Genomic DNA, 24,310 nt, shown 5'->3' with positions numbered 1-24,310 from the left:
CTACAAATAACTGAGGCTGACAAAGAAAGCCACGTTAGCGCAGCCTATCATTTTATGCCAGCCCCTATTCTCTACTCCTGACCAAACCTATGTTCGGTAACTTCAAACTAGATATGGGTATTTTGTTTTATCGCTTTTCTGAAATCATCCATTGCACAGAATCCTTTAGCATCAATCGGGCAACCTTCTATTTCTAATGTGACTCGTTTTGGGGAGTTTTGAAGTGACAGCGGTGTTTTATTTCGGATTTGCTCAGTCGACAAATAGATATATTCAACTTTCATCAACTCTTTGTTTTGTTTGATATCCTTCCAGCGCTCAAATACTACTTTGCCACTGATCGGAGTTTTTTCATACTGATCTGGCAGTTGATATTCTTTCGTCTTAAGCGCCGCCAGCAAAGATGCAATATTGGAGTCATGACCGACCAAAACTGCCAACTTAGCTTTTTGTGCCGCTAATTCATTTGGCGTTTTCTCACCTATAGGGTCAAGGGCGGAACTAATAAAACCGACCAACTTTTTAGCAGCATTATCCGCAATGGCTGGAGAACCAAATAAGGTTTCATGGTAGAGATTTTTAATATCGATGAGTTTGCGCCACTCTTGCGGGGACTGAATTCGTCCCCAGGCGACATCTTTTGCTGGGAAACCCTCATAATATTGCAACATGAAAGCATCCGATGCACCGGTGCCCAATCTCAGCGGGCCGGTAATACCCGGTTCTTTATTTTGCACTAATACAATATCTGTCGGTTGCGTGCTCCAATCACATTTCTTATCTATCAGACAGGCCGGTGAGTTCTTATAATCTAAAACGTTGGACAGCAAATCATAGTTAGGTTGCAAGCGCTTATTTAAACCTGCTACGCCACCCGGCCCTGCATGTTGGTTAATAGAAGCCAACGCTTTCTCTTTAAACTCTGGAGTAATATCCAGCGTAATAATCGGGTTAAATACCGGGTCCATTTTGCCGATTTCTTTTTGATGAACCACCGGAACATTACAGCCAGGAAAAGCACCAAATAAGAAATGCTGCGCGGTATCAATCGTTCTTGGCAAACTATTTGCGTAAGTAAATACCGTGCTGGGTGCGGGGCATCCACTTGATTTTATTAACTTACCCTGTGCTAACCACTCGCGGAAATACCCGCCCATCATCGCCTCAAGCTCTGCGCCTTTTGGCGTCAAATACCCCCCTGGGGTCGTCCATTGTGGCCATTTATCCGGTGTTGCACTGGAAAGCATATCGCCATAATTCACCAGAGGTGCACGAATACCATGGCGGCTCATCACCAAAACCTGTTCAAGTTTATAATTATCGTTTTTATCTTGAGCCATAATATGGGGTGAAGCAGGTAGGAGAATTGCCAATAAACTCAAGGTATACGCCGTCTTTACTTTTATCATCTCAAGCTCCGTCATCCAGTTGATGGTATATACCCTGCTCACTTGCTGTTACTGGGATAGCCGTAACATCAATAGCAATAGGCATAAAAAATCAGTAGACTTTTAATTGCTACAGATTTGTTACAACAGACATAATAGACACAGAGCAGGGGTAAAAGCGGAGCCTCATCACAGTTCCGCTAATTGTTTTTATATCGAGTAATCTGGATGTTAGCGCTGGCTTGCTATTTTCGCATTGCTTTGTGCTGAAATTGACACCGCGCTATTTTAATCAGGAATTATTTCCTACCAAGCATATCCGGAATAATTAAATCCCCACGTAATGCATATGAACCCAGCACACTTTTGGTTTTCCCATTAAGCCATGCCACTATTTTCGCCGCCATCGCATCCATCGAATACTCAATCGCAGGAATTGTCGGAATACCCGGATAATGTAACGTTCCAGCTAGGCTGAATACCATGATGTCATCAGGAACGGATTTATTAAATGCTTGCAGTTGTGGAATAACACTTTGAGCCTCGCGCTCATCCGCCACCAGCAATGCATTAAAATTGAGTGTGGCGCTGTTATTAAGCAACACTTGTAATGCAACTGATGAAGAGGGTGAATCCATGAAAATAAGATCGCGGTTAAAAGGTAAAAAGTTATTTTCCAGTGCTCGCTTATACCCCAACAGCACTTCGTCAACATAACCGCTGGTATCGGTATTAATTAAGGCAATCTTTCTTCTACCCTGTTTTATTAAATAATTACAGGCAGTTTCGGCGGCAAAAGCATGATCGAAATGGATACTGTTGGTGGCATCAACATCCATGCAATCGACCAGAATAATATCGTCATCAGAGAGATTAAGCGGGAAACGGGCACCAATAATCAGCACATCATCACACAGACCACAGGTCAGTTCATCGAGCGCCTGCATAACCTCAGCTCTATTATTGGCAAAACGCAGCAATAAATGCTTTTGATGCTGACTTAAATGTTTTTCAAGTGCGTACAGATAACCCGTTGTTTGGTTAATATTTTCCTGCGCGCAAATAACACCGATACAGCCTGTTGACTGGCTTAATAATGATTGCGCGATAACATTTGGCCGATAATTGAGTTCCTCAACCGCTTTTAGTACGGCCAGGCGGCTAGCTTCCTTAACGCCACGCGAACCACTCAACACCCGTGATACTGTGGCTTTAGAAACCCCAGCTAAACGTGATACATCGTTGATTGTAGACATGATTCTCTCCTCGGCAGGCTTTCGTCCTTACCTGTCATTCCTAAATACAGCGCTGGTCAAACTATTGCAGCTACCTGAGTATAATCGTTTCCATTTGCCATGGAAACCGAATTTCCATCACCATCCAAAATAGTTATCAAAACCCCAAAGCTGTGATGTTCATCAAATAAATAATCCCTTTATCCATTGGACTTTGATGGCTATCACAGTTCCATCCACTTTAAATGGAAAACGGTTTCCGCATGATATCCAATCATTCTCGAAACAACCGCTTTACCTAATTGGAAAACGGTTTCCGTAGAGTGTCAAAACCGTGGTCCCTAATGTTTTTATATTTTGAGGATGGCTGTCGATGTTCAAGATTATGTTGTGCTGTTCCGCCGGTATGTCCACCAGCATGCTGGTGAAAAAAATGCGAGCTGTTGCCGAGGAAAGAGGAATACCTGTCGAAATTGATGCATTTGGCGTGTCTGAATTTGATATTCAATTTCCGCGCTATCAGGTTGTTCTGCTCGGGCCGCAAGTAAAATATATGTTAGGTATGCTCTCAGAAAAGGCTGCAGTTCACGGTATTCCCGTCCAGTCCATTGACATGATGGATTACGGAATGCAGCGTGGCGATAAAGTCCTGGACTATGCACTGTCGCTCATTAACGCGACCCACTAAGAAGGTGTTCACATGAGTTCTCTCTATCAATCGATGATTGCTGTTATTGAACAATCTATTACTCCGTTAGCCGGGCGTCTGGGGCAGCAAAAATATGTTATTGCTATCCGTGATGGTTTTACTGCAGCACTGCCTTTTATGATCATCGGGTCATTTATGTTGGTGTTTATTTTCCCGCCCTTCTCTGCCGATACCACGATGGGGTTCGCCCGAGCATGGCTGGACTTTTCTCAGACATATCGTGCACAACTCATGTTGCCTTTTAATTTAAGCATGGGGGTCATGACATTCTTTATTTCAGTCGGGGTCGGGGCCAGTCTGGGACGACAATTTAATCTCGACCCCGTAATGACCGGCTTGCTGGCATTTATGGCATTTCTGCTTGTTGCCGCACCATTCGCTGATGGCAAAATTTCTACTCAATATCTTTCTGGTCAAGGGATCTTCACGGCACTAATTACTGCAATTTATTCCACTCGTGTTTATGCCGCTCTAAAGCAGCACAATATCACGATTCGCTTGCCCAAAGAGGTGCCGACAGGGGTCGCGCGCTCTTTTGAAATTCTGATCCCCGTATTAGTTATTATTGCCACCCTACACCCACTTAATTTATTCATTGAATCCCAGACTGGCATGATTATTCCAGAAGCTATCATGCATTTACTGGCACCATTGGTTTCAGCATCAGACTCTTTACCGGCAATGTTATTGTCAGTGCTATTGTGCCAAATTTTCTGGTTCTCAGGCATCCACGGTTCACTGATTGTCACCGGTATCATGAGCCCATTCTGGATGACCAACCTGGCGGCAAACCAAGCGGCTCTGGCAGCAGGTGCAGCCTTGCCACATATATACCTGCAAGGTTTTTGGGATCACTACTTATTAATTGGCGGCGTTGGCTCCACATTACCACTGGCTTTCCTCTTATTGCGCAGCAAAGTCACTCACTTACGGACGATTGGCAAATTGGGGATTGTGCCGAGCTTCTTTAATATTAATGAACCCATCCTGTTCGGCGCTCCAATTATTATGAACCCAATCATGTTCATACCATTTGCTTGTGTACCGATGATTAATGCCATTCTGGCTTATAGCGCCACCAAACTGGGATGGTTAGCGCAAGTTGTGTCTCTAACTCCGTGGACTACCCCGGCCCCCATTGGCGCATCCTGGGCGGCAAATTGGGCCTTCAGCCCGGTAGTTATGTGTTTGATATGTATGACAGTTTCCGCGTTAATCTATCTGCCATTCCTGCGTGCTTATGAACGTTCTTTATTGAAAACCGAAGGGGAAAAAGCCATGAACAGCGCCCCATCACTTTCAGATACCGTCCGTAGCAACTGATAATGACTCATAAATAAAGAGACCAGATTAATGAAATATCTATTTCCAGAGAACTTCTGGTGGGGCAGTGCCAGCTCTGCACTGCAAACTGAAGGGGCAAGCCTGCACGGCGGCAAAAGCCCGACAACCTGGGATGCCTGGTACGCCAGCCAACCGTCGCGCTTTCACCAGCAGATTGGCCCGAATGAAACATCAACATTCTATCGCCACTGGCAACAGGATATTGCGCTGCTCAAGCAGCTGAATCACAACAGTTTTCGTACATCACTGAGTTGGTCGCGCCTGATTCCAAATGGAGTCGGTGCAGTTAACCCCGAGGCTGTGGCCTTTTATAACAATGTGATAGACGAATTATTGGCGCAAGGTATTACTCCCTTTATTACCCTATTCCACTTTGACATGCCGATGGCGATGCAAGAGATAGGCGGCTGGGAAAACCGTGAAGTCATTGAGGCCTGGAAGCACTATGCGCAAGTGTGCTTTGAACTGTTCGGTGACCGGGTGCAACATTGGTTTACCTTTAATGAACCAATCGTTCCGGTAGAAGGCGGTTATCTGTACGACTTCCACTATCCCAATGTGGTGGATTTCAGACGTGCGGCGACAGTGGCATACCACACCGTACTGGCACACGCGACGGCGGTCAAAGCTTACCGCGCGGGTCACTATGAGGGGGAAATTGGTATCGTGCTTAACCTGACACCTTCATATCCCCGCTCACAGAACCCAGCGGACCTTAAAGCGGCTGAATATGCAGATTTGCTGTTTAATCGCAGCTTCCTTGACCCGGCATTGCGCGGCGAATATCCGCAGGAACTGATTGATTTACTTTGCGATTACGACCAGATGCCAACACGCCAGCCAGGAGACAAAGCCCTGATTGCTGAGGGTAAAATTGATCTGCTAGGCATCAATTATTATCAACCCCGGCGGGTAAAATGCCGTGACAGCGCGGTAAATCCACAGGCCCCTTTTATGCCTGAATGGCTATTTGACGCCTACGAAATGCCGGGCCGTAAAATGAATCCTTACCGTGGTTGGGAAATTTATGAGGCTGGAATTTACGATATCTTGACTAATTTACGGCTTAATTACGGCAACCCGCGCTGCTTTATTTCCGAAAATGGCATGGGCGTCGAAAATGAAGAGCGTTTCTTACAAGATGGACAAATTAACGACCAATATAGAATAGATTTTGTTTCTGACCATTTGAAATGGCTGCATAAAGGAATAAGTGAAGGCTGCAATTGCCTTGGCTACCACATGTGGACATTTATTGATAATTGGTCTTGGTGTAATGGCTATAAAAACCGTTATGGCTTTGTTCAATTAGATTTATCAAGTCAGAAACGTACAGTCAAGAAAAGCGGCGAATGGTTTGCAACTACAGCTATAAATAATGGTTTTGATTAAAGTAGGAATAAATAATGATTGAATTAGAAGAAGCAGTAATGGAAATTATTGTTAATGCTGGACAATCACGTAGTTTGTGTTTCGAAGCATTACAGGCGGCACGGAAAGGCGATATAGATAAAGCTAAAAGCTTGTTACAAGAAGCGGATGGTTTTGCTCGCCAAGCGCACCATATGCAAACCAAGCTAATTGAACAGGATGCCGGTGAAGCCAGGCAGCCAATGACACTAATTATGGTTCACGCGCAGGATCATTTAATGACCTCTTTATTGGCACGTGAATTATCGGAAGAGATTATTCATCTTTATCAGCGTTAATATTACTCAGACAAAAACATAATATCACCCAATTAAATGGAGAAATCATTACGCCTAAACTTTAAATAAATCACATTCCAATTATATTATAAAATAAAATCACTATGGTAATGGCATTATTATCCTGTCAAATCCAGACGGGATAACCATTATCTAAACCTACCCCACAGAACATGAAGTAACAGGCAGACAACAAGTAAACTCATCCCGATAAGACAATTAAAATCAGTCATTCGGGTAAGTGGCCGTAGCTAACGTTGCTGTAGTTTCTAATGTGAAGGGGATAATAATTAAATTGAGATAGCGATGACAATATATAAAAAACTTCCATTAGCCATGGCGGTTATCGCCGCACTTTGTCCAATTTCTGTATTGGCACAAGAAACAGTGACAACGATAACCACAGAACAATTAAATAAAATAGTTGCTGAAGCCGTGGAAAAAGCACTGGCTGAACGTAAGGAAAAAATAGAGGCTGCAACCCTACAAAAACCTAGCGTAGATGTGGTTGAGAAAGCGTCTATCCCGCCAAGCCCGGATATGGCTATCCCATATGGCCTAAAATTTAATGCATATGCCCGTTATGGTGCGCACTTCCAAGCGGGTGACCAAAAATATGTTGGTGTTGATGGCTCCTATAATGGCTCCTCCGCGATTGGCCGTCTAGGTAATGAGGGCAATGGGGGTGAATTCCAGCTATCCAAAGCCTTTAAGGGCGATAATGGGGCAATATGGGATGTGGTAGTGATGTTGGACCACTGGGGCGACGAAGTTAATCTTAAAAAAGCTTATGCCGGAGTCACCAACCTATTTGAGTCTCAGCCTAATGCTTATTTATGGGCGGGTCGAGATTTTCATCAGCGCCCACAACAAGGCATCAACGACTATTTCTGGATGACCCATGACGGGCAAGGTGCCGGGATAAAGAATCTGGATCTCGGTGGCGTTCAACTTGATGCCGCAGCAGTCGGCTCAGTACAATCATGTAGTCCGCAAGTCGTTGCAGACCAATCTAACCCATCACGCATTACCTGTACCGGCGGCTCGGGCACGGGTGATAACGGCCATTATGCTCTGACATCTAAAATACATGGCGTGAAGTTAGGGGCGATCGATTTTGAACTTTATACCAACTATGGTTTTGATTCTAAAGCTATTGAGAGTGAAGAAAAACTAAAAGCTTGGCAAACAGCCGTTGTGCTTAGCCACACCGGGGAAAACATTGAGAACAAATGGGTTACTCGCTATTCAGACAATTCGGATAATAGTGTCTATAACAAAACCGACGATCTTCGCACTGTTTATACCAGCCTTGAGGGAACCTATAAGTTCACACCTCAAACGTCAGTAACCTACCTTGCTGCATTCCATGATTACGACAGAAGTCATCATAATGAGGACAATCGCCGCAACTACGGGGTGATTATTCGTCCGATGCATTTCTGGAACGATGTACATTCGACCTGGCTTGAAGCCGGTTATCAGCGCGTAGATTATGATACTGGGGGCGATAATAAAGGCTGGAAACTGACCCTATCCCAGAATATTTCTATCGCAATGGGGGCCGACTTCAGGCCAATGCTGCGCTTCTACGTCACCGGGGGCGAAGTCGACAATAAACATACGGCAACCACCACTGACACCGAAGACACTCGTCTTGACTCTTTCAATATCGGAGCAATGTGGGAAGCTTGGTTCTAGAACATATTCAGGATAGCCGCTTCAGCGGTTATCCTGAAATTATAATGCATTGATAAAAATCCTATCCGGCTGTTATCTTGGTAATACCTGTATATTAGTAATAACAGACAGCAGGTTTTTGCTGCCACGGTAATGGATAGGGATCATAATGAAAGTTTTGGGTCTTATTGGCGGTATGAGTTGGGAATCGACCATTCCCTATTACCGCATGATCAATCAGCAAGTAAAAGAGCAATTAGGCGGACTACACAGCGCCAAAATTATTCTCTACAGCGTAGATTTTCATGAAATTGAGCAACTTCAAACCAAAGGTGATTGGCAAACTGCGGGTCAATTGTTGTCTGATGCTGCCGTTTCATTAAAACGTGCCGGTGCTGAGGTTATCGTGGTGTGCACCAATACCATGCACAAAGTGGCAGATGATATTGAAGCGGCCAGTGGCTTACCTTTGTTGCATATTGCCGATGCTACTGCGGTACAAATTAAGCAGCAAGGGATCAGCAAAATCGGTCTGCTGGGTACCCGCTATACTATGGAGCAAGATTTCTATCGTGGCCGCTTAACTCAGCAGCATAATATTGATGTCGTTACGCCCAATAGTGCGGACCGAGAAATCATAAACCGCATTATTTATGAAGAACTTTGCTTGGGTATTATCAGTGAAGTGTCCCGTCAGGAATATCGCCGAATTATCAAAAAATTAGAAACACTCGGTGCTCAAGGGATTATCTTTGGTTGTACTGAGATTACGCTGCTGGTTAATACACAAGATGCCGCTGTGCCAGTATTTGATACTACAGCAATACACGCCACAGCCGCGGCTCAATATGCACTTCAGCCATAGCAATACTTAAATCTGTTGACGTCCCGGGGCAGGAATATCAACCACTGATAATATTCCTGCCCGCCGCTTTTGAGCTATAGAGCATTTTATCTGCACGAATTAATAACTGTTCTTGGGATTCTTTTTGTTCCAACTCAACCACACCTAAACTCATTGTCACATTAATATTGCCATCTACGGGCATTATCTCAATCAGGTGTCTGATTTTCTCCGCAATGCTTTTAGCCTCATTTAATTGGGTGTTAGGTAAAACAATCATAAATTCATCGCCTCCCCAACGGCCTAAAACATCAACTTCTCTAATATTATTACCAATAACATCAACAATATGTGTCAGGGTTAAATCCCCGGCGGAATGGCCGTATTTGTCATTAATCGACTTAAAATTATCTAAATCCAGAGAAAGTAATGATAGTGGCTGGCTGAAACGCTTAGCACGGTTATATTCATGCTTTAGTACTTTCTCCAGTAAATAGCGATTCGCAACAGATGTTAATACATCTGTCTCCGAAAGGATTTTTTTGATATCTAATTGCTGTTGAAGTTGAAAATTACTTTCGAGAAGCTCGGCCGTTCGTTCTTCGACTAATGCTTCCAATGACTTATTCTTTAATTCCAATTTTTCGAGGCGATGTTTTCTATCATGAATATTCCTGTGCGCACCAATCATCCTTGATACAGTACCGTCACTGTTACGTTCAATCACCTTGCCGCGATCCTCAATCCAGATATAGTCACCATCATAAGTTCGACAGCGATATTCTATCTGATATTTTTCCGCCTGCTGATTAATATAAGCATCAAATTGAAACATTACCCTTTCAAAATCATCCGGATGGATGATTTTCTCCCAGGTATGGACTGTATTCTCAAAAGCATGAGCTGGGTATCCCAGCATTTCATACCAGCCCGTATTACGGTAAACAAATCCACTGTTTGCGTTCCAATCCCAGATACCATCACTTATAACTTCAAGAATTTCATGAACGACGCGCTCATTTAAATCTGCAATCTTAAACTTCTGATCACTTTGATTATGGTTCATTAAACTACCCTGCTGTGTTGGTAAATTGAAGACACAAATAAATTTGTTTAATTATTGTTCTAATATTGTGAATTAACGTTTTTGAGCAGGCAAGGACTTTTTAACTCTAAATTTGATTTTAAAGGAATATAAATACACTAAAAAAGGATCAGTTTTATCTTAATACTTTACGATTCAATCACCTACTTTTTATAAAGTTATTCATATAGGATATTTATTATAAGATGTTTTTATGAATAACATGTGATCAACCTACCTTCTTTTATACAAAAAGATAAAATTAAGCCAAAAAGCCTATTTCCCCGATATTAAGCTATTATCAAGGGCCATCTTTATTTTATATCGAATAAAAAAGCCTGCGATCTCTCGCAGGCCTAATTATTAAGAACAAACCAGCAGAAGCATCTGCGTTTTATCTTATTTCTGGAATTTACGCATCACCAATGTGGCGTTAGTGCCACCGAAACCGAAGCTGTTAGACATAACAGTAGTCAGTTCACGTTTGGTTGGCTCAGTGATGATATTCATCCCCTCAGCCTGTTCATCCAGCTTTTCAATATTGATGCTTGGCGCGATAAAACCGTGCTCAACCATCAGCAAGCTAAAGATAGCTTCGTGCACGCCAGCGGCCCCTAAAGAGTGACCGGTCATCGCTTTGGTAGAGGAGATAGCCGGTGTGTTATTACCAAACACTTCACGGATCGCACCCAGCTCTTTCACATCACCCACAGGAGTAGAAGTGCCGTGTACATTCATGTAGTCAATTGGCGTATCAACACCTTCCATTGCCATCTTCATACAACGCATCGCACCCTCGCCTGATGGCGCGACCATATCGGCACCATCTGAAGTTGCACCATAGCCAACAATCTCCGCGTAGATATGTGCGCCGCGAGCCAGAGCATGCTCCAACTCCTCCACGACAACCATACCGCCGCCGCCAGCAATGACAAAACCATCACGGTCTTGGTCATAAGTACGCGAAGCTTTAGCCGGAGTTTCATTGTATTTAGTCGACAATGCACCCATCGCGTCAAACTCACAGGCCATTTCCCAGCACAGTTCTTCACCGCCGCCAGCAAAGACCACGTCCTGTTTGCCCAGTTGGATCAGTTCCAACGCATGGCCAATGCAGTGTGCGGATGTTGCACAAGCTGAACTGATGGAGTAGTTAACACCTTTGATTTTAAAAGGCGTTGCCAGGCAAGCGGACACACCGGATGCCATGGCTTTGGTCACCATGTAAGGGCCAACACCTTTCAGGCCTCGTGGGGTACGCATTGCATCGGAGCCTGCCACTTGGTTACGGGGTGAACCACCACCAGAACCAACCACCAGACCACTACGGAAATTAGAAACCTGCTCATCAGTCAGGCCAGAGTCTGCAATAGCTTCTTGCATCGCAAGATAAGCATAAATTGAGGCGTCGCTCATAAAACGCAGCACTTTGCGGTCAATGAGATCTTTAGGCTCAGCAGCAAGTTTTACATCGCCCCATACATGGCTGCGCATACCTGCGTCTTTAAATTCTTGAGCGAAAGTAATGCCAGAGCGGCCTTCCTGCAAAGATGCCAGAACTTCCTGCTGGTTATTACCAATGCTGGAGACAATACCCAAGCCAGTAATTACTGCACGCTTCATTCAATACCTCTTCCACTTATTTTACATTCGGGATTTTGCAACGCACTTTAGCGTACAGTTGTACGCCGAACAAGTCCGATCAGCGTAATATACTCAGATAATTTTGCAATTTGCACGCAGCGGATCACATAGTTAGAATCGCCCTACCCCTTGAGATACGAGTCTTTGAACATGAGCCAAACCCCAATCCAAACTGCAACCTTGAGCTGGAATGAACAGGGTACACCTGTATCGGAACAATTTGGTGATATCTACTTTTCCAATGAAGATGGGCTGGAAGAGACTCACTACGTTTTTCTCAAGGGGAATGGTTTTCCAGAGCGCTTCGCCCAACACCCGCGTGATAACACTATTTTTGCCGAAACAGGGTTTGGCACCGGGTTGAATTTCCTAACATTATGGCGAGATTTCGCCCAATTTCGCCAGCAACATCCCACTGCTAAACTCCAGCGTTTACATTATATTAGCTTTGAAAAATACCCGCTTCAGGTCGCCGATTTAGCCGCGGCCCATGCCCGTTGGCCGGAGTTGGCCTTTTTTGCCGAACAACTACGCGCCCAATGGCCATTGCCCCTTGCGGGCTGCCAGCGAATTTTACTGGCTGACGGAGCTATCACACTGGATTTATGGTTTGGTGATGTGAACACCCTACTGCCACAGTTAGACTCCAGTTTGATAAATCAGGTCGATGCTTGGTTCCTTGATGGTTTTGCTCCCGCCAAAAACCCTGATATGTGGAATGATGCACTGTTTAATACTATGGCGCGCATGGCGAGGCCGGGGGGCACATTTGCTACTTTCACGGCTGCCGGATTTGTGCGCCGGGGTTTGCAGCAAGCGGGATTTGACGTCATGAAAGTAAAGGGTTTTGGTCAGAAACGCGAAATGTTGACCGGCACTTTGCGACAAAATCTCAGCACCCAACCCGCACCTTGGTATCACCGGCCATCCGCCACCCATTGTGATGATATCGCCATTATCGGTGGAGGAATTGTCAGCGCATTAACCGCATTAGCTTTACTGCGCCGTGGGGCTAAAGTCACACTTTATTGCACCGACGCACAACCAGCCCAAGGCGCATCTGGCAATCGACAAGGCGCGCTTTATCCACTGCTTAACGGCAAAAATGATGCACTAGAAATCTTTTTCACCAGCGCATTTACCTACGCCCGCCGTCAATATGATCAATTGCTTGAGCAAGGTATTCACTTTGATCATCAGTGGTGCGGTGTCAGCCAATTGGCCTTTGATGAGAAAAGCCGTGGCAAGATTAATAAAATGCTGCAAATAAATTGGCCAACACCACTGGCTGAAGCAATGAGTCGCGAGCAACTGAGTGCGCTGGCAGGGTTAGATTGCGCTCATGACGGTATCCATTACCCCGCCGGCGGCTGGCTGTGCCCATCAGACCTGACTAAAGCGCTCATGGCGCGGGCACAACAACATGGCATGACCTGCCACTACCAGCATGAATTGCGCCAACTCGACCGTGTTGATGGATTATGGCAGCTGACATTCCAACAACCGTTGATAAACCGGCAGCATGCCACTGTGGTGCTTGCTGCCGGTCACCGCTTACCCGAGTGGCAACAAACTCAGCATCTCCCCCTAACAGCCGTACGTGGGCAGGTTTCACACATTCCTACTACACCAATACTTAGCCAGCTGCGGCAGGTGCTGTGTTATGACGGTTACCTGACGCCAGTCAATCCGGCTAATCAGCATCACTGTATCGGTGCCAGTTACCAGCGCGGTGATGCAACTACTGATTTTCGTGCCGACGAACAGCAAGAGAATCGGCATCGTCTGATACGTTGCTTACCGGATGTGAGTTGGCCACAACAGGTTGATATCAGTGATAATCAGGCGCGCTGTGGGGTGCGTTGTGCCATTCGTGACCATTTACCGATGGTCGGTGCAGTGCCGGATTACCACGCCACACTGGCGCAATATCAAGATTTGCCACGAAAAATCCAACATGGGGAAGAGATAGCGCTCGCGCCAGTGTGGCCGGAGTTATTTATGGTCGGAGCATTGGGGTCACGCGGTTTGTGCAGTGCGCCATTGGTGGCTGAAATTCTGGCGGCGCAAATGTTTGCTGAACCGCAGCCATTAGATGCCGCCACACTGGCAGCGCTGAATCCTAACCGGTTTTGGATGCGAAAATTGCTGAAAGGCCGGCCAGTGCAGCATCAAGCTTCGCCGGTCTCTGGATAACGGTTATTGAAGTTTTGTATGTCCAAAAACTAACGGGGCGACTGCACCGATGGGCACTCCGGTCACTTACGCGACTACGGCCCATTCGGCACATTTCCCCGCCCTATCTAGCTGATTAGCGGCCTGAGTTGAGGGCTATTAAGTATTCAGTGTGGTAATTGGGCTTGTTCTAATAAACGATCCCACAGCCCCAATACCAAAGCCTGATCCGGTGGAGAGAGTTCACCGGCTTTGATGGCTTTATCCAGGCTGGTCTGCACTCGTGCGTGTAACTGCTCGGCGGTGTGCTCGCCAAACTCTTCGGATTCAGCCACTGCTAGCGTGAGATGGCCGCGCAGGTAGCCACCAGCAAATAAATCATCATCACTGGCGTGCTCTACCATGTCATCAATCTGCGCCAAGATGCGTGTTTCAAACTCTGCGATCATCAATTTTCCTCAATAACCCGTCATATTTCAAACCGCAGATGTGTTGGCTGACCTCACTAACCCGAATCACTAACTTGAGTGAGCTCATCGGGATTATCTTGCTTGCCGCCTTCCTGCATCATGAAATCTATAGGGTTATATTTTATATCCAAAAATAATGGGTGTTCCGTCAAACAGAAAATTAAGCTAAATCTTCCGGGTAAGGGAAAAGTTCGGCTGCCAGCGGCGGCGTATTGTAAAACGATTGTAGCGCCTGAATAAAGCCCGCAGGTCGTGGGGATATTCCATTTTCCAGATGCCACAGCACCTGTTCGCGTACTTTACGTTGGAATGTGATGCGGTCTGGCTCACAATCCCCCTCCAGATTGTCGCAACTGACATTGAAAGGGAAACCCGCCGCGACACAAAACATCCACTCCAAGGCCTGAGGTTTGATCTCGACCACTTCAAACTGGCTCTGAGTTAATGCATCACGCCCATCGGGGCAATACCAATAGCCAAAATCCACCAACTTGCGGCGCTCTTCCCCGGCAATACACCAATGAGAAATTTCATGCATCGCACTGGCATAATAGCCATGGGCGAAAATCACCCGGTGGTAAGCAAACTGCTCATCAGCGGGCAGATAGATCGGCTCATCATCGCCTTTCACCAGCTGCGTATTATATTTATCGCTAAAACAAGCATTAAAAATGTCAATTAGTTGTTGATAATCATGCGTCATACTTAGATCCGTCAGAGCGGTATCAGCAGCGGCATTCAAGCTCACTGTTCTATGTTTGATACCTTAAGTTAGGCGAAAACGTGTAATCCCAGCCAGGAAGAGATCTCAGCACCGTGGCTGTCGTACAGCAGTTTGCAGCTCATGACGAATGACACCACGACAATCATTGGACGAATCAATTTCTGCCCTTTGGTTAAGACCATATGGGCTCCCAGACGTGCCCCCAGAACTTGCCCTACCAGCATCACCAACCCGATGCTCCACACCACCTTGCCGCCGACAATAAAGAAAATCAGGCTACCCAAATTGGAGGTGAAATTGAGGACTTTGGCATGAGCGGTAGATTTCGCCAGATTAAAACCACACAAAGTCACAAAAGCCAGCGCATAGAAAGAACCGGCTCCGGGGCCAAAGAAACCATCATAAAAACCCACACCGCCACCGGCTATCAAGGCAAATGGCAGTGCAGACAAACGGCGCTGTTGGTCAACTGCGCCAAGTTTGGGGGTCACCAGAAAATAGACGCCAATGCCAATCACCAGCAACGGCAGGATTTGCCGCAAAATATCTGCCCGCATATGCTGAACCAAGATAGCGCCCAACATCGACCCCACCACGGTTAAAGCGATAGTGAGTCTTTGCTCCTTTAGATTAACCGCCCCACGGCGAATAAAATAAAGGCTGGCGGAGAATGATCCGCCGACCGATTGCAATTTATTGGTCGCCAAAACCTGTGCTGGGGGCAATCCCACAGCCAGCAGTGCCGGGACAGTCAATAGCCCGCCGCCACCCGCAATGGAATCAATGAAACCGGCCAATAAAGCGACTAAAAACAATATTGCTAAAATTGCAGGGCCCAGGGTAAACCAGTCCATGATTTATTCCGCAGCGAAATGGTTATCCAGCAAAGCCTGACATGAAGGTGGCAATGGTGGTGGTAAGCTTTTACCCGGTTTAGCACTTGGTTGCTGAGGCTGGAACCAGCTTTCTAATTCCGCGCCACACCCATCACCCGGTGGTGGGGTATCTTGATCCAGACATTCCAAGCTATCTGCCGGGCAACGTAAACGCACATGCATATGGGCGCGATGACCAAACCACGGCCGCACCTTATGCAACCAAGTGCGATCCGCCCCTGCATCCAGACAAAGCTGCTTTTTAATCGCCGGATTGACGAAAATACGTGTGACTTCGTTATCATTCGCCGCCAGTTTAATCAGGCTTTCAACTTGCGGTTGCCATAATGCTGGCACTACGCGTTTCCCGTCTACGGCGACTAAATCAATAGGTTGCGGTTTTAGCAGTTGCTGCTGGCTCCAGCGCTGCTTTGGCAGTTGCAGCCAAATATCCACATCCAAACCAGACTGATGGCTGGCATGCCCACTGCTAAAACGCCCGCCAGCGGGCATCGCCATATCACCAATCAAGACGGTACCCAACTGATTTTTCTGTGCTTTATCACTCAGGCGGTGGATAAAGTTGAGCAAATCAGGATGACCAAAATAACGGCGCTGATCTGGGCGCATCACCTGATAATCTGCCGACTCAAGTGGCAACGGCATCGCACCAATCACGCAGCCATTAGCAAATCCGCCAATTGACTGCGCAGCACCTGCCACTGGGTGAGTAATCTGTTGCCACGGCGTCACAGCCATTGCCGGGCTGATGGCAAACAGCGCCAATAAGCCCGCGATCCATTTTTTCATTGTGCTTACCAGCGCGGAACGTCTGAAATCACATCACCACACTGTGCACGTTGGCGCAGTAGATGATCCATTAACACAATAGCCATCATTGCTTCAGCAATCGGCACTGCGCGGATACCGACACACGGGTCATGGCGGCCACGGGTAATCATCTCAACCGCCTCGCCCTGTCGATTAATTGTGTGCCCCGGCACCGTAATACTGGAAGTCGGTTTCAATGCAATATGCGCGACAATCGGTTGTCCGCTGCTAATTCCGCCTAAAATACCGCCCGCATGGTTACTTTGAAAACCTTGTGGCGTAATCTCATCGCGGTTTTCGCTACCACGTTTGCTCACCACCGCAAAACCATCGCCAATTTCCACCCCTTTCACCGCATTGATACTCATCAGCGCATGGGCCAAATCAGCATCTAACCGGTCAAATACCGGCTCGCCCAAACCGACCGGCACATGCTCGGCCACGACCGTAATTTTGGCGCCAATGGAGTCACCGGCTTTTTTCAGCTCGCGCATCAGGGCATCCAGTGATTCCAACTTACTGACATCCGGGCAAAAAAATGGGTTTTGCTCCACCTGATCCCAGTCAACCACGTCACAGCTGATATCACCAATTTGTGCTAAATAACCCCGCACCTGCACACCAAATTTCTGTGCCAAATATTTCTTGGCAATGGCGCCGGCGGCAACCCGCATCGCCGTTTCGCGGGCAGAAGAGCGGCCACCACCGCGGTAATCGCGCACGCCGTATTTCTGTTCGTAGGTATAGTCGGCATGGCCTGGGCGAAATACGTCTTTAATGGCGCTGTAATCTTGTGAACGCTGGTCTGTATTTTCAATCATCAACCCGATGCTGGTACCGGTGGTCACCCCCTCAAATACGCCAGACAAAATGCGTACCTGATCCGGTTCACGGCGTTGCGTGGTATAGCGCGAGGTGCCGGGGCGACGGCGGTCAAGATCCCACTGGATATCCGCCTCAGTGATAGGAATTCCCGGGGGAACACCGTCAATAATACATCCCAAGGCGATGCCGTGAGACTCACCAAAAGTGGTGACGCGGAAAAACTGCCCAATACTGTTCCCAGCCATCACGGCTCCTTGAATTCTCTAATAAGCATTTTGTCAGGCTGATTTTTATCACCCTGACCAATTTAAAAGTGAATGATTAATCGCGATACATACTGAAATATGCTGCACAATCAATTAATTGCTGTTTGGTCAGCATAAAGACACCATCACCGCCATTGTCAAACTCTAGCCAAGTGAACGGCACATCGGGATATTGCTCCATCAAGTGCACCATGCTGTTACCCACTTCACAAATCAGGATGCCATCGTCTTGCAAAAAATCTGGCGCACAGGCCAGAATACGGCGGGCCAATTTCAGGCCGTCGCTGCCCGCAGCCAGACCAAGCTCAGGTTCAAAGCGGAACTCTTGCGGTAAATCGGCCATATCTTCGGCATCGACATATGGCGGGTTAGTGACAATCAAATCATATTTAATTGGCGATAAATCACGGAACAGATCAGAGCGAATCGGCGTTACTTGATGCTCCATGCCGTGCTGCTGAATATTGTGTTCCGTCACCGCCAACACATCATTGGAGATATCGACCGCATCCACTTCCGCTTCTGGGAAGGCATAGGCGCAAGCAATCGCAATACAGCCACTGCCGGTACACATATCCAAAATGTGCTTAGGCTGATGGCGAATCAGCCCAGCGAAGTTGTTATTAATCAGTTCGCCGATAGGTGAGCGCGGCACCAATACGCGCTCATCGACATAATATTCCATGCCACAGAACCAGGCTTTATTCGTCAAGTAAGCCACTGGAATACGCTCATTGACCCGACGAATAACCCGCTCAACAATACGATGGCGCTCACTGGATGTCAGGCGCGCACTGCGCATATCTTCTGGAATATCAATGGGTAAAAAGAGGCTTGGGAACACCAATTGCACCGCTTCGTCCCACGGATTATCTGTCCCGTGACCATAAAAAATATTGGCCGCATTAAAGCGACTGACCGCCCAACGCAACATATCCTGAATGGTGTGCAGCTCATTTACGGCTTCGTCGACGAAAATCTTGTCCAAGGTATTCTCCAGCTAGGGCATAAAATCATTATCTATCTCTCTAGTTTGCCATGAAGCCCGCCACAAATCAGCAGCAATACATCAGTTGCATGATAACCAAATAATGAAAGACACATTTAAGACTGATTAAAGTGGTTAATCTGCGCGGGACATTAGGTAAACTGGGGAAAATGAATAAGCACGATGAATAGACAATGAAAAATAAATATCACCTGACCACGGATGAATTACAGCTGTTTAAAGAGTCGATAGCCGGGGCAAAGAGACTGAAACAAGACACTATTGTTCACCGTGCCCCCCCTAAAATCGGCAAAAAAATTGCGCCAGAGCGATTGCTGCAAGAACAGGTTGATGCCAGTTATTATTTTTCTGATGAATTCCAACCCCAATTGGATACTGAGGGCCCCACGCGCTATGTGCGGCCGGGTGTTGACCATTTTGAGGTTAAAAAACTGCGGCGTGGTGATTACTCGCCCGACATGTTTTTAGACTTACACGGGTTGACCCAGAAACAAGCTAAGCAAGAATTGGGGGCATTAATCGCCGCCTGCAAACGTGAGCATGTGCATTGCGCCTGTGTGATGCATGGTCACGGCAAACATGTGTTAAAACAGCAAACCCCGCTGTGGCTGGCGCAACATCCCGATGTGCTGGCATTCCATCAGGCACCAAAAGAATGGGGAGGGACGGCGGCATTATTGGTATTAATCGAGTTAGAACAGTAGCGGGATAGATTTCGCGGCCTTGGCGAAGCTGGCCATAGATGGGACAAGTAATGAGTGCAACTAACACATTCGGTTTGAAGTATGGCAGGGGTAGCATCAATAACAAAGGCGCGGCGGTGATGCCGCGCCCATGGATAATCGACTCATATTAGCCGTGACAAGCTTTCGCTAACAGCTGTGTCGGGCTAACCTGCCAATCAAAAGTCCCCTTGCCGGTTGCACCATCCAAATCAACACAAGCAATTGCTGAAGTCGCAAACATCGGCGGGCACTGCCCCGGACAAAGTTCAGCCACTAAATACCCGACCAGCGGCAAGTGCGAAATAACCAACACCGCAGCACAATCTTCTTTTGCCAATGCTTGTAAATAGCAGCAAACAAAAGCGGCATCCCCACCAGGGGTGAGTTCTGGCATCACTTCCTGCTCTGCCGGGAGCGCCATCACCTCGCGCACCACTTCCAGTGTCTGCCCTGCGCGTAAGTATGGGCTAACCAAAATCTGATCGATATCAACTGACTGCTCATTTAGCCAGCCGGCTATCTGACGTGATTCATCCTGACCACACAGAGTAAGGGGCCTTTGCGCATCACTCGCTGCATCAAGGGCCGCGTCACCGTGACGCATAATGAAAACTTGCATATTGCACCGTTTTTGTTAACCAAATAACGCTATACAGAAACGCTTTGCGTGCTGTACCGCCGAAACCTTTGCTGGAAAGCAAAGAAACTTCATAACGATAACGCGCCGTCTCTCTATGGCGGCCGGGCATTTTGCCTGAAACTTAAGATAAAGAAAATGGCTGTTTTTACACCACTAACCTAGGCAGCCAACCTTGATTGGTTACAGAGTAACCATATCAACAGCTTAATCCAAACTCTATCACCTGTACAATAAGTGGCGATTCATTCATTTTGCCACGAATAGTCACTCTGCGTGATTCTGGCTTAAGGTAGCGCGGGTTGCCCCCGATGTATAGCCACCTTATCGCTAAGAGTTGCAGGTGGTGATCTTGTTCACACTCTTAATTTTAGGCGTTGACGGCCCCTTCATCGGTGCTGTTTTCTGATGGATAAAACGTTTGCTGTTGCTGCGCCATCGTCACCAATAATGGGCAAGGCTCAAAACGCTCACCATACTGCTGCGCGAGTAACTTAAGCGTTTTCACCACTTTTTCAGCACCCAAGCTGTCCATGTAGCGGAAAGGCCCGCCTAAGAACGGAGGGAACCCAATGCCAAATACCGCGCCAATGTCCCCATCACGCGGGTTACGGATAATAGCTTCATCCAGGCAGCGCGCGGCTTCATTCAGCATCATCATGATGCAACGCTGAGCTATCACGGCTGACTCGATATGGGCCTTCGGACTGACACCAAGCAAGGTATAAACGCTGGTATCAACTTGCTTAGCCGGGTTTCTTTTCCACGTAAAGCCGGTACTTTTAGCGGGATAAAGATAGAAGCCCCGGCCATTTTTACGCCCTTTGCGCCCATCCTTCAAGATCACCTCAAATGAAGGCGGTGCGGCAAAGCGCGGGCCTAATTTTTCAACCAGAATGGGCATTATCTTGGTACCGACATCAATTCCAACCTCATCCAACAAGGTTATTGGGCCAACCGGGAAGCCGAAATCCACCAAGGACTTATCTACTGAGTCAATGGGTTCACCATCTAAAATACAGCGGGCGGCTTCGTTGATGTATGGTGCCAAAATACGATTTACATAGAATCCGGCCCGGTCTGCCACCACAATCGCCGTTTTCCCTTGTTTTCTCGCTAAAGCTACGGTTGTTGCTATAGTTTCTTCGCTGGTTTTTGCATGCGGAATAACTTCTACCAGCGGCATTTTATCCACCGGACTAAAGTAATGCAGGCCGATAACCTGCTCTGGCCGCTGAGCTTGCGCAGCAATATCGCTGATGGGCAGTGACGATGTATTGGAGGCGAAAATAGTGTGCGGCGCGGCGAAGTGCTCAATATCGGCGACCATTTGTTGCTTCAACGATAAATCTTCAAATACCGCCTCAATGACGATATCCACATTGCCAAAACCACAATAATCGGTGCTGCCGGAAATCAACATCATCTGCCGTTGCCGCTGTGCCGGGCGCATCCGCTTGCTGCGCACCCGCTTGCCTAAAGTATCCCAGGTATATTTCAGCGCCTGATTAATCCCCGTCGGGTTGATATCTTTAATGCGTACCGGTAAACCGGCACGCGTTGCGGTTACATTGGCAATACCGCCCCCCATCAAACCACCGCCTAGTACTCCGACGCGATGAATAGCACGTGGTTGTGCTTGACTGCCGGTTTCTTTCTTCAGCGCGGTGGTTGCAAAAAACAAACTGCGTAATGCGGCTGACTCAGGGGACATCGCCAGTTCGCCAAAAGCTTTGGCTTCGGCTTCATAACCGGCTGGCCCGCCGTGATCCAGCCCTTTACGCACCACCTCAATAATACGTTCGGCCGCCGGATAGTGCCCCTTGGTCTTCGCCAGCGTTTTCTTGCGCACAATGTTAAATAACAATGCCTTACCCAATGGGCCACTGAGCAACCGCTCCTGCCAGGGCACGACTGGCTTATCAAGCCAACCCGCTTTTGCCCGTTGGACAGCCACATCAAGCAAAATCTCCGCTGCAACGACGTCATCCACCAGCCCCATTTTCAGTGCCTGACGCGCACGGATTTGCTTGCCCGTCAATATCATGTCCAACGCCCTACTCACCCCTACCAGACGCGGCAGGCGCTGGGTGCCACCGGAACCAGGTAGCAGCCCGAGCTGTACTTCCGGCAAACCGAGCACGGTTTTATCATCTTGCGAGCAAATGCGGCTATGACATGCCAGCGCCAGTTCCAGGCCACCGCCAAGGCAAGCCCCGTGAATAGCCGCGACGACAGGGATAGGGAATGCAGCGATTTGCGCCAGAACGGATTGCCCTTTCTGAGCCAGAGCGCGAGCATCCTGCGCAGTACGGCAAGCGGCTATCATGGTGATATCAGCACCGGCGATAAAAGAGTCCGGCTTACCCGAAATAATCACTAAGCCCTGTAATTGATTCAAAGCCTGTGCTTGTTGCAATATTAAAGAGATTTGTTCTGCAAATTCAGCTTTTAAGGTATTCACCTTATCACCAACAACATCGATGGTGATAACGCCGATATTATCGGGCCGGATGCTGAGTGTGAACACTGAAGGGGCCGGAGAGGCGACCGCCACTGTGGCTGCCTTTTCACCGCTATTAAGGGTATGTTGCTGGCTCATTATTCCACCTCCAAAATCATTGCGGCACCCAAACCACCCGCCGCACATGCCGTCGTTAATCCTAATCCCCCTCCACGGCGACGTAATTCATGCAATGTTTGAGTAATCATACGCGCGCCAGTCGCAGCAAAGGGATGTCCATAAGCAATCGAACCTCCCAATACATTGAATTTACTCATATCAACCTCACCGATGGCCTGACTGCGCCCTAGTTTTTCGCGCGCGAAACTGTCGCTGGCAAACATTTTCAGGTTAGCCAGTGTTTGCGCGGCAAAGGCTTCATGCATGTCAATAAGGGTTAAATCTGCCAGGCTAATTCCGGCGCGATCCAATGCGAGGGGGGTGGCATAAGATGGGCCTAACAGCATGTCCTGCCAGACATCAATGGCCGAAAAAGCAAAACTACGCAGATAACCTAGCGGCTGTAAACCCAGCGCCTTGGCCTTTGATTCACTCATCATCATGACCGCAGCCGCACCGTCGGTCAGTGGCGTACTGTTCGCGGCCGTGACAGTGCCGTGTTTTCTATCAAACGCCGGACGTAATTTGGCGTATTGCGCCATGGTGGAGTCTTTGCGGATATTATTATCTTCAGTGATAGCATCACGATAGGGCGGGATATAAGCAGTCATCACTTCATCTTGCAATAACCCCTGTTGCCAAGCCTGTGCCGCCATTTGATGGGAGCGCAGTGCTAAAGCATCTTGATCTTCTCGACTGATACCATAGGTTTTCGCCATCTGCTCCGCCGTATCGCCCATACGCAAACCGGTTGAATATTCGGCGACGGCGGGGGCCACCGGGAGCAAATCGCGCAATTTCAATCGGCTGAACAACTTCAATCGCTGGGATAAAGTTCGGGCTTTATTCACATCCACCAAGGTTCGCGCCAGTGCTTTGCTGACCCCAATGGGCAAAACAGAAGAAGAATCCGCCCCTCCCGCGATGGCTAGCGTGACAGAGCCGGCAATGATGCTCTGCGCAACATTAGCCACCGCCTGAAAGCTGGTCGCACAGGCGCGGGAAACACTATAAGCATCAGTATGCACACTCATGCCCGTGCCCAGAACGATTTCGCGCGCAATATTCGGCGCTTCAGGCATTTGTACTACTTGGCCAAACACCAGTTGGTCAATGAGTTCAGGAGCAACGCCACTTCTGGCCAATAATTCACTGACCACAATTTTGCCTAAATCTACAGCTGGCACGCCATGATAAGCAGTTGCCTGCTTGGCAAAAGGGGTGCGCAGGCCGCTGACTATGGCAATGCGATCGCCCTGACGCGTCACTAGCGGTAATGGCTTACTCATAAATGCTCCTGATAAGTCAAAGTGGCTTTGATGAAAGCATAACAAATAACAGGTCTGACCTGATCCAATTATTGTTAACCAAACATTTACATTTGGTAAACCTATAGAATAGGAAAGTGAGAGCAGGAGCAACTTTTCGCAATAAAAATAAGGAGAATTAAGAGCTGGCGGGGCGGGTATAACCTAATAAATTCACAGCGGAAATAATACAAAAACAAACGCGA

General features: G+C 47.5%; 21 protein-coding genes. 8 read left to right on the top strand and 13 right to left on the bottom strand.

Annotation, left to right across the window (positions count from 1 at the left end; translation table 11 throughout):
* Positions 1–107: 107 nt before the first annotated feature.
* Positions 108–1,409, bottom strand: a complete 1,302-nt coding sequence (agp, locus tag D5F51_RS04975; protein ID WP_129195771.1) for a bifunctional glucose-1-phosphatase/inositol phosphatase — start codon at positions 1,407–1,409, stop codon at positions 108–110.
* A 278-nt stretch (positions 1,410–1,687) separates the two neighbouring features.
* On the bottom strand, positions 1,688–2,644 hold the full coding sequence (locus D5F51_RS04970; protein ID WP_025378969.1) for a LacI family DNA-binding transcriptional regulator: 957 nt from the start codon (positions 2,642–2,644) through the stop codon (positions 1,688–1,690).
* Between the two features lie 352 nt (positions 2,645–2,996).
* On the opposite strand from D5F51_RS04970, the gene D5F51_RS04965 reads away from it, so the two are divergent.
* The 6 genes from D5F51_RS04965 (at position 2,997) to D5F51_RS04940 (ending at position 8,930) form a co-directional block, all read left to right on the top strand.
* A complete protein-coding gene (locus D5F51_RS04965; protein WP_025378970.1) occupies positions 2,997–3,311 on the top strand; it encodes a PTS sugar transporter subunit IIB in 315 nt (104 codons plus the stop codon).
* Between the two features lie 12 nt (positions 3,312–3,323).
* Entirely contained in the window at positions 3,324–4,655 is a 1,332-nt protein-coding gene (locus D5F51_RS04960) for a PTS sugar transporter subunit IIC (protein ID WP_129195770.1), read from the top strand.
* A gap of 30 nt (positions 4,656–4,685) precedes the next feature.
* Positions 4,686–6,068, top strand: a complete 1,383-nt coding sequence (locus tag D5F51_RS04955; protein WP_129195769.1) for a glycoside hydrolase family 1 protein — start codon at positions 4,686–4,688, stop codon at positions 6,066–6,068.
* A 14-nt stretch (positions 6,069–6,082) separates the two neighbouring features.
* A complete protein-coding gene (locus D5F51_RS04950; protein ID WP_005171894.1) occupies positions 6,083–6,385 on the top strand; it encodes a PTS lactose/cellobiose transporter subunit IIA in 303 nt (100 codons plus the stop codon).
* A 306-nt stretch (positions 6,386–6,691) separates the two neighbouring features.
* Positions 6,692–8,086 carry a carbohydrate porin gene (locus D5F51_RS04945; protein WP_129195768.1) on the top strand — a complete coding sequence of 465 codons (1,395 nt, stop codon included), beginning with the start codon at positions 6,692–6,694 and terminating at the stop codon, positions 8,084–8,086.
* Positions 8,087–8,234: 148 nt separating this feature from the next.
* Positions 8,235–8,930 (top strand): aspartate/glutamate racemase family protein, encoded by a 696-nt coding sequence (locus D5F51_RS04940; protein ID WP_162301689.1) that lies wholly within the window; start codon positions 8,235–8,237, stop codon positions 8,928–8,930.
* 37 nt (positions 8,931–8,967) lie between these two features.
* Here D5F51_RS04940 and D5F51_RS04935 read toward each other — a convergent pair whose 3' ends face one another.
* Positions 8,968–9,975, bottom strand: coding sequence for a sensor domain-containing diguanylate cyclase (locus D5F51_RS04935; RefSeq protein WP_129195767.1), 1,008 nt, complete (start codon positions 9,973–9,975; stop codon positions 8,968–8,970).
* Positions 9,976–10,392: 417 nt separating this feature from the next.
* Positions 10,393–11,616, bottom strand: a complete 1,224-nt coding sequence (gene fabB / locus D5F51_RS04930) for a beta-ketoacyl-ACP synthase I (RefSeq protein WP_129195766.1) — start codon at positions 11,614–11,616, stop codon at positions 10,393–10,395.
* Between the two features lie 171 nt (positions 11,617–11,787).
* Between fabB and mnmC the strand changes: the two genes are divergently transcribed.
* Positions 11,788–13,833, top strand: coding sequence for a bifunctional tRNA (5-methylaminomethyl-2-thiouridine)(34)-methyltransferase MnmC2/FAD-dependent 5-carboxymethylaminomethyl-2-thiouridine(34) oxidoreductase MnmC1 (gene mnmC / locus D5F51_RS04925; protein WP_129195765.1), 2,046 nt, complete (start codon positions 11,788–11,790; stop codon positions 13,831–13,833).
* Between the two features lie 146 nt (positions 13,834–13,979).
* On the opposite strand, the gene D5F51_RS04920 is transcribed toward mnmC, so the two are convergent.
* The 6 genes from D5F51_RS04920 to prmB form a co-directional block, all read right to left on the bottom strand.
* Entirely contained in the window at positions 13,980–14,261 is a 282-nt protein-coding gene (locus tag D5F51_RS04920) for a YfcL family protein (RefSeq protein WP_129195764.1), read from the bottom strand.
* A gap of 181 nt (positions 14,262–14,442) precedes the next feature.
* The gene (locus D5F51_RS04915; protein ID WP_025378978.1) at positions 14,443–14,985 is read right to left on the bottom strand and encodes an elongation factor P hydroxylase; all 543 of its coding nucleotides are present in this window, start codon (positions 14,983–14,985) and stop codon (positions 14,443–14,445) included.
* A 68-nt stretch (positions 14,986–15,053) separates the two neighbouring features.
* Positions 15,054–15,860: a sulfite exporter TauE/SafE family protein gene (locus D5F51_RS04910; protein ID WP_025378979.1), complete on the bottom strand. Its 807-nt coding sequence runs from the start codon at positions 15,858–15,860 to the stop codon at positions 15,054–15,056.
* A gap of 3 nt (positions 15,861–15,863) precedes the next feature.
* A complete protein-coding gene (gene mepA / locus D5F51_RS04905; RefSeq protein WP_025378980.1) occupies positions 15,864–16,691 on the bottom strand; it encodes a penicillin-insensitive murein endopeptidase in 828 nt (275 codons plus the stop codon).
* 5 nt (positions 16,692–16,696) lie between these two features.
* The gene (gene aroC / locus D5F51_RS04900; RefSeq protein ID WP_025378981.1) at positions 16,697–17,782 is read right to left on the bottom strand and encodes a chorismate synthase; all 1,086 of its coding nucleotides are present in this window, start codon (positions 17,780–17,782) and stop codon (positions 16,697–16,699) included.
* 76 nt (positions 17,783–17,858) lie between these two features.
* Positions 17,859–18,791, bottom strand: a complete 933-nt coding sequence (gene prmB, locus D5F51_RS04895; protein ID WP_025378982.1) for a 50S ribosomal protein L3 N(5)-glutamine methyltransferase — start codon at positions 18,789–18,791, stop codon at positions 17,859–17,861.
* A 194-nt stretch (positions 18,792–18,985) separates the two neighbouring features.
* Between prmB and smrB the strand changes: the two genes are divergently transcribed.
* Positions 18,986–19,516, top strand: coding sequence for an endonuclease SmrB (gene smrB / locus D5F51_RS04890; RefSeq protein WP_025378983.1), 531 nt, complete (start codon positions 18,986–18,988; stop codon positions 19,514–19,516).
* Between the two features lie 148 nt (positions 19,517–19,664).
* Here the strand turns inward: smrB and sixA are convergent, their stop codons facing one another.
* The 3 genes from sixA to fadI all read right to left on the bottom strand — a co-directional run bounded on the left by sixA (position 19,665) and on the right by fadI (position 24,086).
* On the bottom strand, positions 19,665–20,156 hold the full coding sequence (gene sixA, locus D5F51_RS04885; RefSeq protein ID WP_025378984.1) for a phosphohistidine phosphatase SixA: 492 nt from the start codon (positions 20,154–20,156) through the stop codon (positions 19,665–19,667).
* A gap of 388 nt (positions 20,157–20,544) precedes the next feature.
* Entirely contained in the window at positions 20,545–22,776 is a 2,232-nt protein-coding gene (fadJ, locus tag D5F51_RS04880) for a fatty acid oxidation complex subunit alpha FadJ (protein WP_162301688.1), read from the bottom strand.
* Positions 22,776–24,086, bottom strand: coding sequence for an acetyl-CoA C-acyltransferase FadI (gene fadI, locus D5F51_RS04875; RefSeq protein WP_129195763.1), 1,311 nt, complete (start codon positions 24,084–24,086; stop codon positions 22,776–22,778). The genes fadJ and fadI overlap by 1 nt, the downstream gene beginning before the upstream one ends.
* Positions 24,087–24,310: the final 224 nt, after the last annotated feature.

Origin of the sequence: Yersinia hibernica (assembly GCF_004124235.1) — a bacterium.
Classification (GTDB): Bacteria; Pseudomonadota; Gammaproteobacteria; order Enterobacterales; family Enterobacteriaceae; genus Yersinia; species Yersinia hibernica.
Note: the sequence above shows the minus strand (reverse complement) of the source record. Positions and strands in the feature narration are given on the sequence as shown.

Coding starts and splice junctions, on each gene's coding strand:
- agp (WP_129195771.1), bottom strand. CDS start 1,409: ATGATAAAAGTAAAGACGGCGTATACCTTGAGTTTATTGGCAATTCTC.
- D5F51_RS04970 (WP_025378969.1), bottom strand. CDS start 2,644: ATGTCTACAATCAACGATGTATCACGTTTAGCTGGGGTTTCTAAAGCC.
- D5F51_RS04965 (WP_025378970.1), top strand. CDS start 2,997: ATGTTCAAGATTATGTTGTGCTGTTCCGCCGGTATGTCCACCAGCATG.
- D5F51_RS04960 (WP_129195770.1), top strand. CDS start 3,324: ATGAGTTCTCTCTATCAATCGATGATTGCTGTTATTGAACAATCTATT.
- D5F51_RS04955 (WP_129195769.1), top strand. CDS start 4,686: ATGAAATATCTATTTCCAGAGAACTTCTGGTGGGGCAGTGCCAGCTCT.
- D5F51_RS04950 (WP_005171894.1), top strand. CDS start 6,083: ATGATTGAATTAGAAGAAGCAGTAATGGAAATTATTGTTAATGCTGGA.
- D5F51_RS04945 (WP_129195768.1), top strand. CDS start 6,692: ATGACAATATATAAAAAACTTCCATTAGCCATGGCGGTTATCGCCGCA.
- D5F51_RS04940 (WP_162301689.1), top strand. CDS start 8,235: ATGAAAGTTTTGGGTCTTATTGGCGGTATGAGTTGGGAATCGACCATT.
- D5F51_RS04935 (WP_129195767.1), bottom strand. CDS start 9,975: ATGAACCATAATCAAAGTGATCAGAAGTTTAAGATTGCAGATTTAAAT.
- fabB (WP_129195766.1), bottom strand. CDS start 11,616: ATGAAGCGTGCAGTAATTACTGGCTTGGGTATTGTCTCCAGCATTGGT.
- mnmC (WP_129195765.1), top strand. CDS start 11,788: ATGAGCCAAACCCCAATCCAAACTGCAACCTTGAGCTGGAATGAACAG.
- D5F51_RS04920 (WP_129195764.1), bottom strand. CDS start 14,261: ATGATCGCAGAGTTTGAAACACGCATCTTGGCGCAGATTGATGACATG.
- D5F51_RS04915 (WP_025378978.1), bottom strand. CDS start 14,985: ATGACGCATGATTATCAACAACTAATTGACATTTTTAATGCTTGTTTT.
- D5F51_RS04910 (WP_025378979.1), bottom strand. CDS start 15,860: ATGGACTGGTTTACCCTGGGCCCTGCAATTTTAGCAATATTGTTTTTA.
- mepA (WP_025378980.1), bottom strand. CDS start 16,691: ATGAAAAAATGGATCGCGGGCTTATTGGCGCTGTTTGCCATCAGCCCG.
- aroC (WP_025378981.1), bottom strand. CDS start 17,782: ATGGCTGGGAACAGTATTGGGCAGTTTTTCCGCGTCACCACTTTTGGT.
- smrB (WP_025378983.1), top strand. CDS start 18,986: ATGAAAAATAAATATCACCTGACCACGGATGAATTACAGCTGTTTAAA.
- sixA (WP_025378984.1), bottom strand. CDS start 20,156: ATGCAAGTTTTCATTATGCGTCACGGTGACGCGGCCCTTGATGCAGCG.
- fadJ (WP_162301688.1), bottom strand. CDS start 22,776: ATGAGCCAGCAACATACCCTTAATAGCGGTGAAAAGGCAGCCACAGTG.
- fadI (WP_129195763.1), bottom strand. CDS start 24,086: ATGAGTAAGCCATTACCGCTAGTGACGCGTCAGGGCGATCGCATTGCC.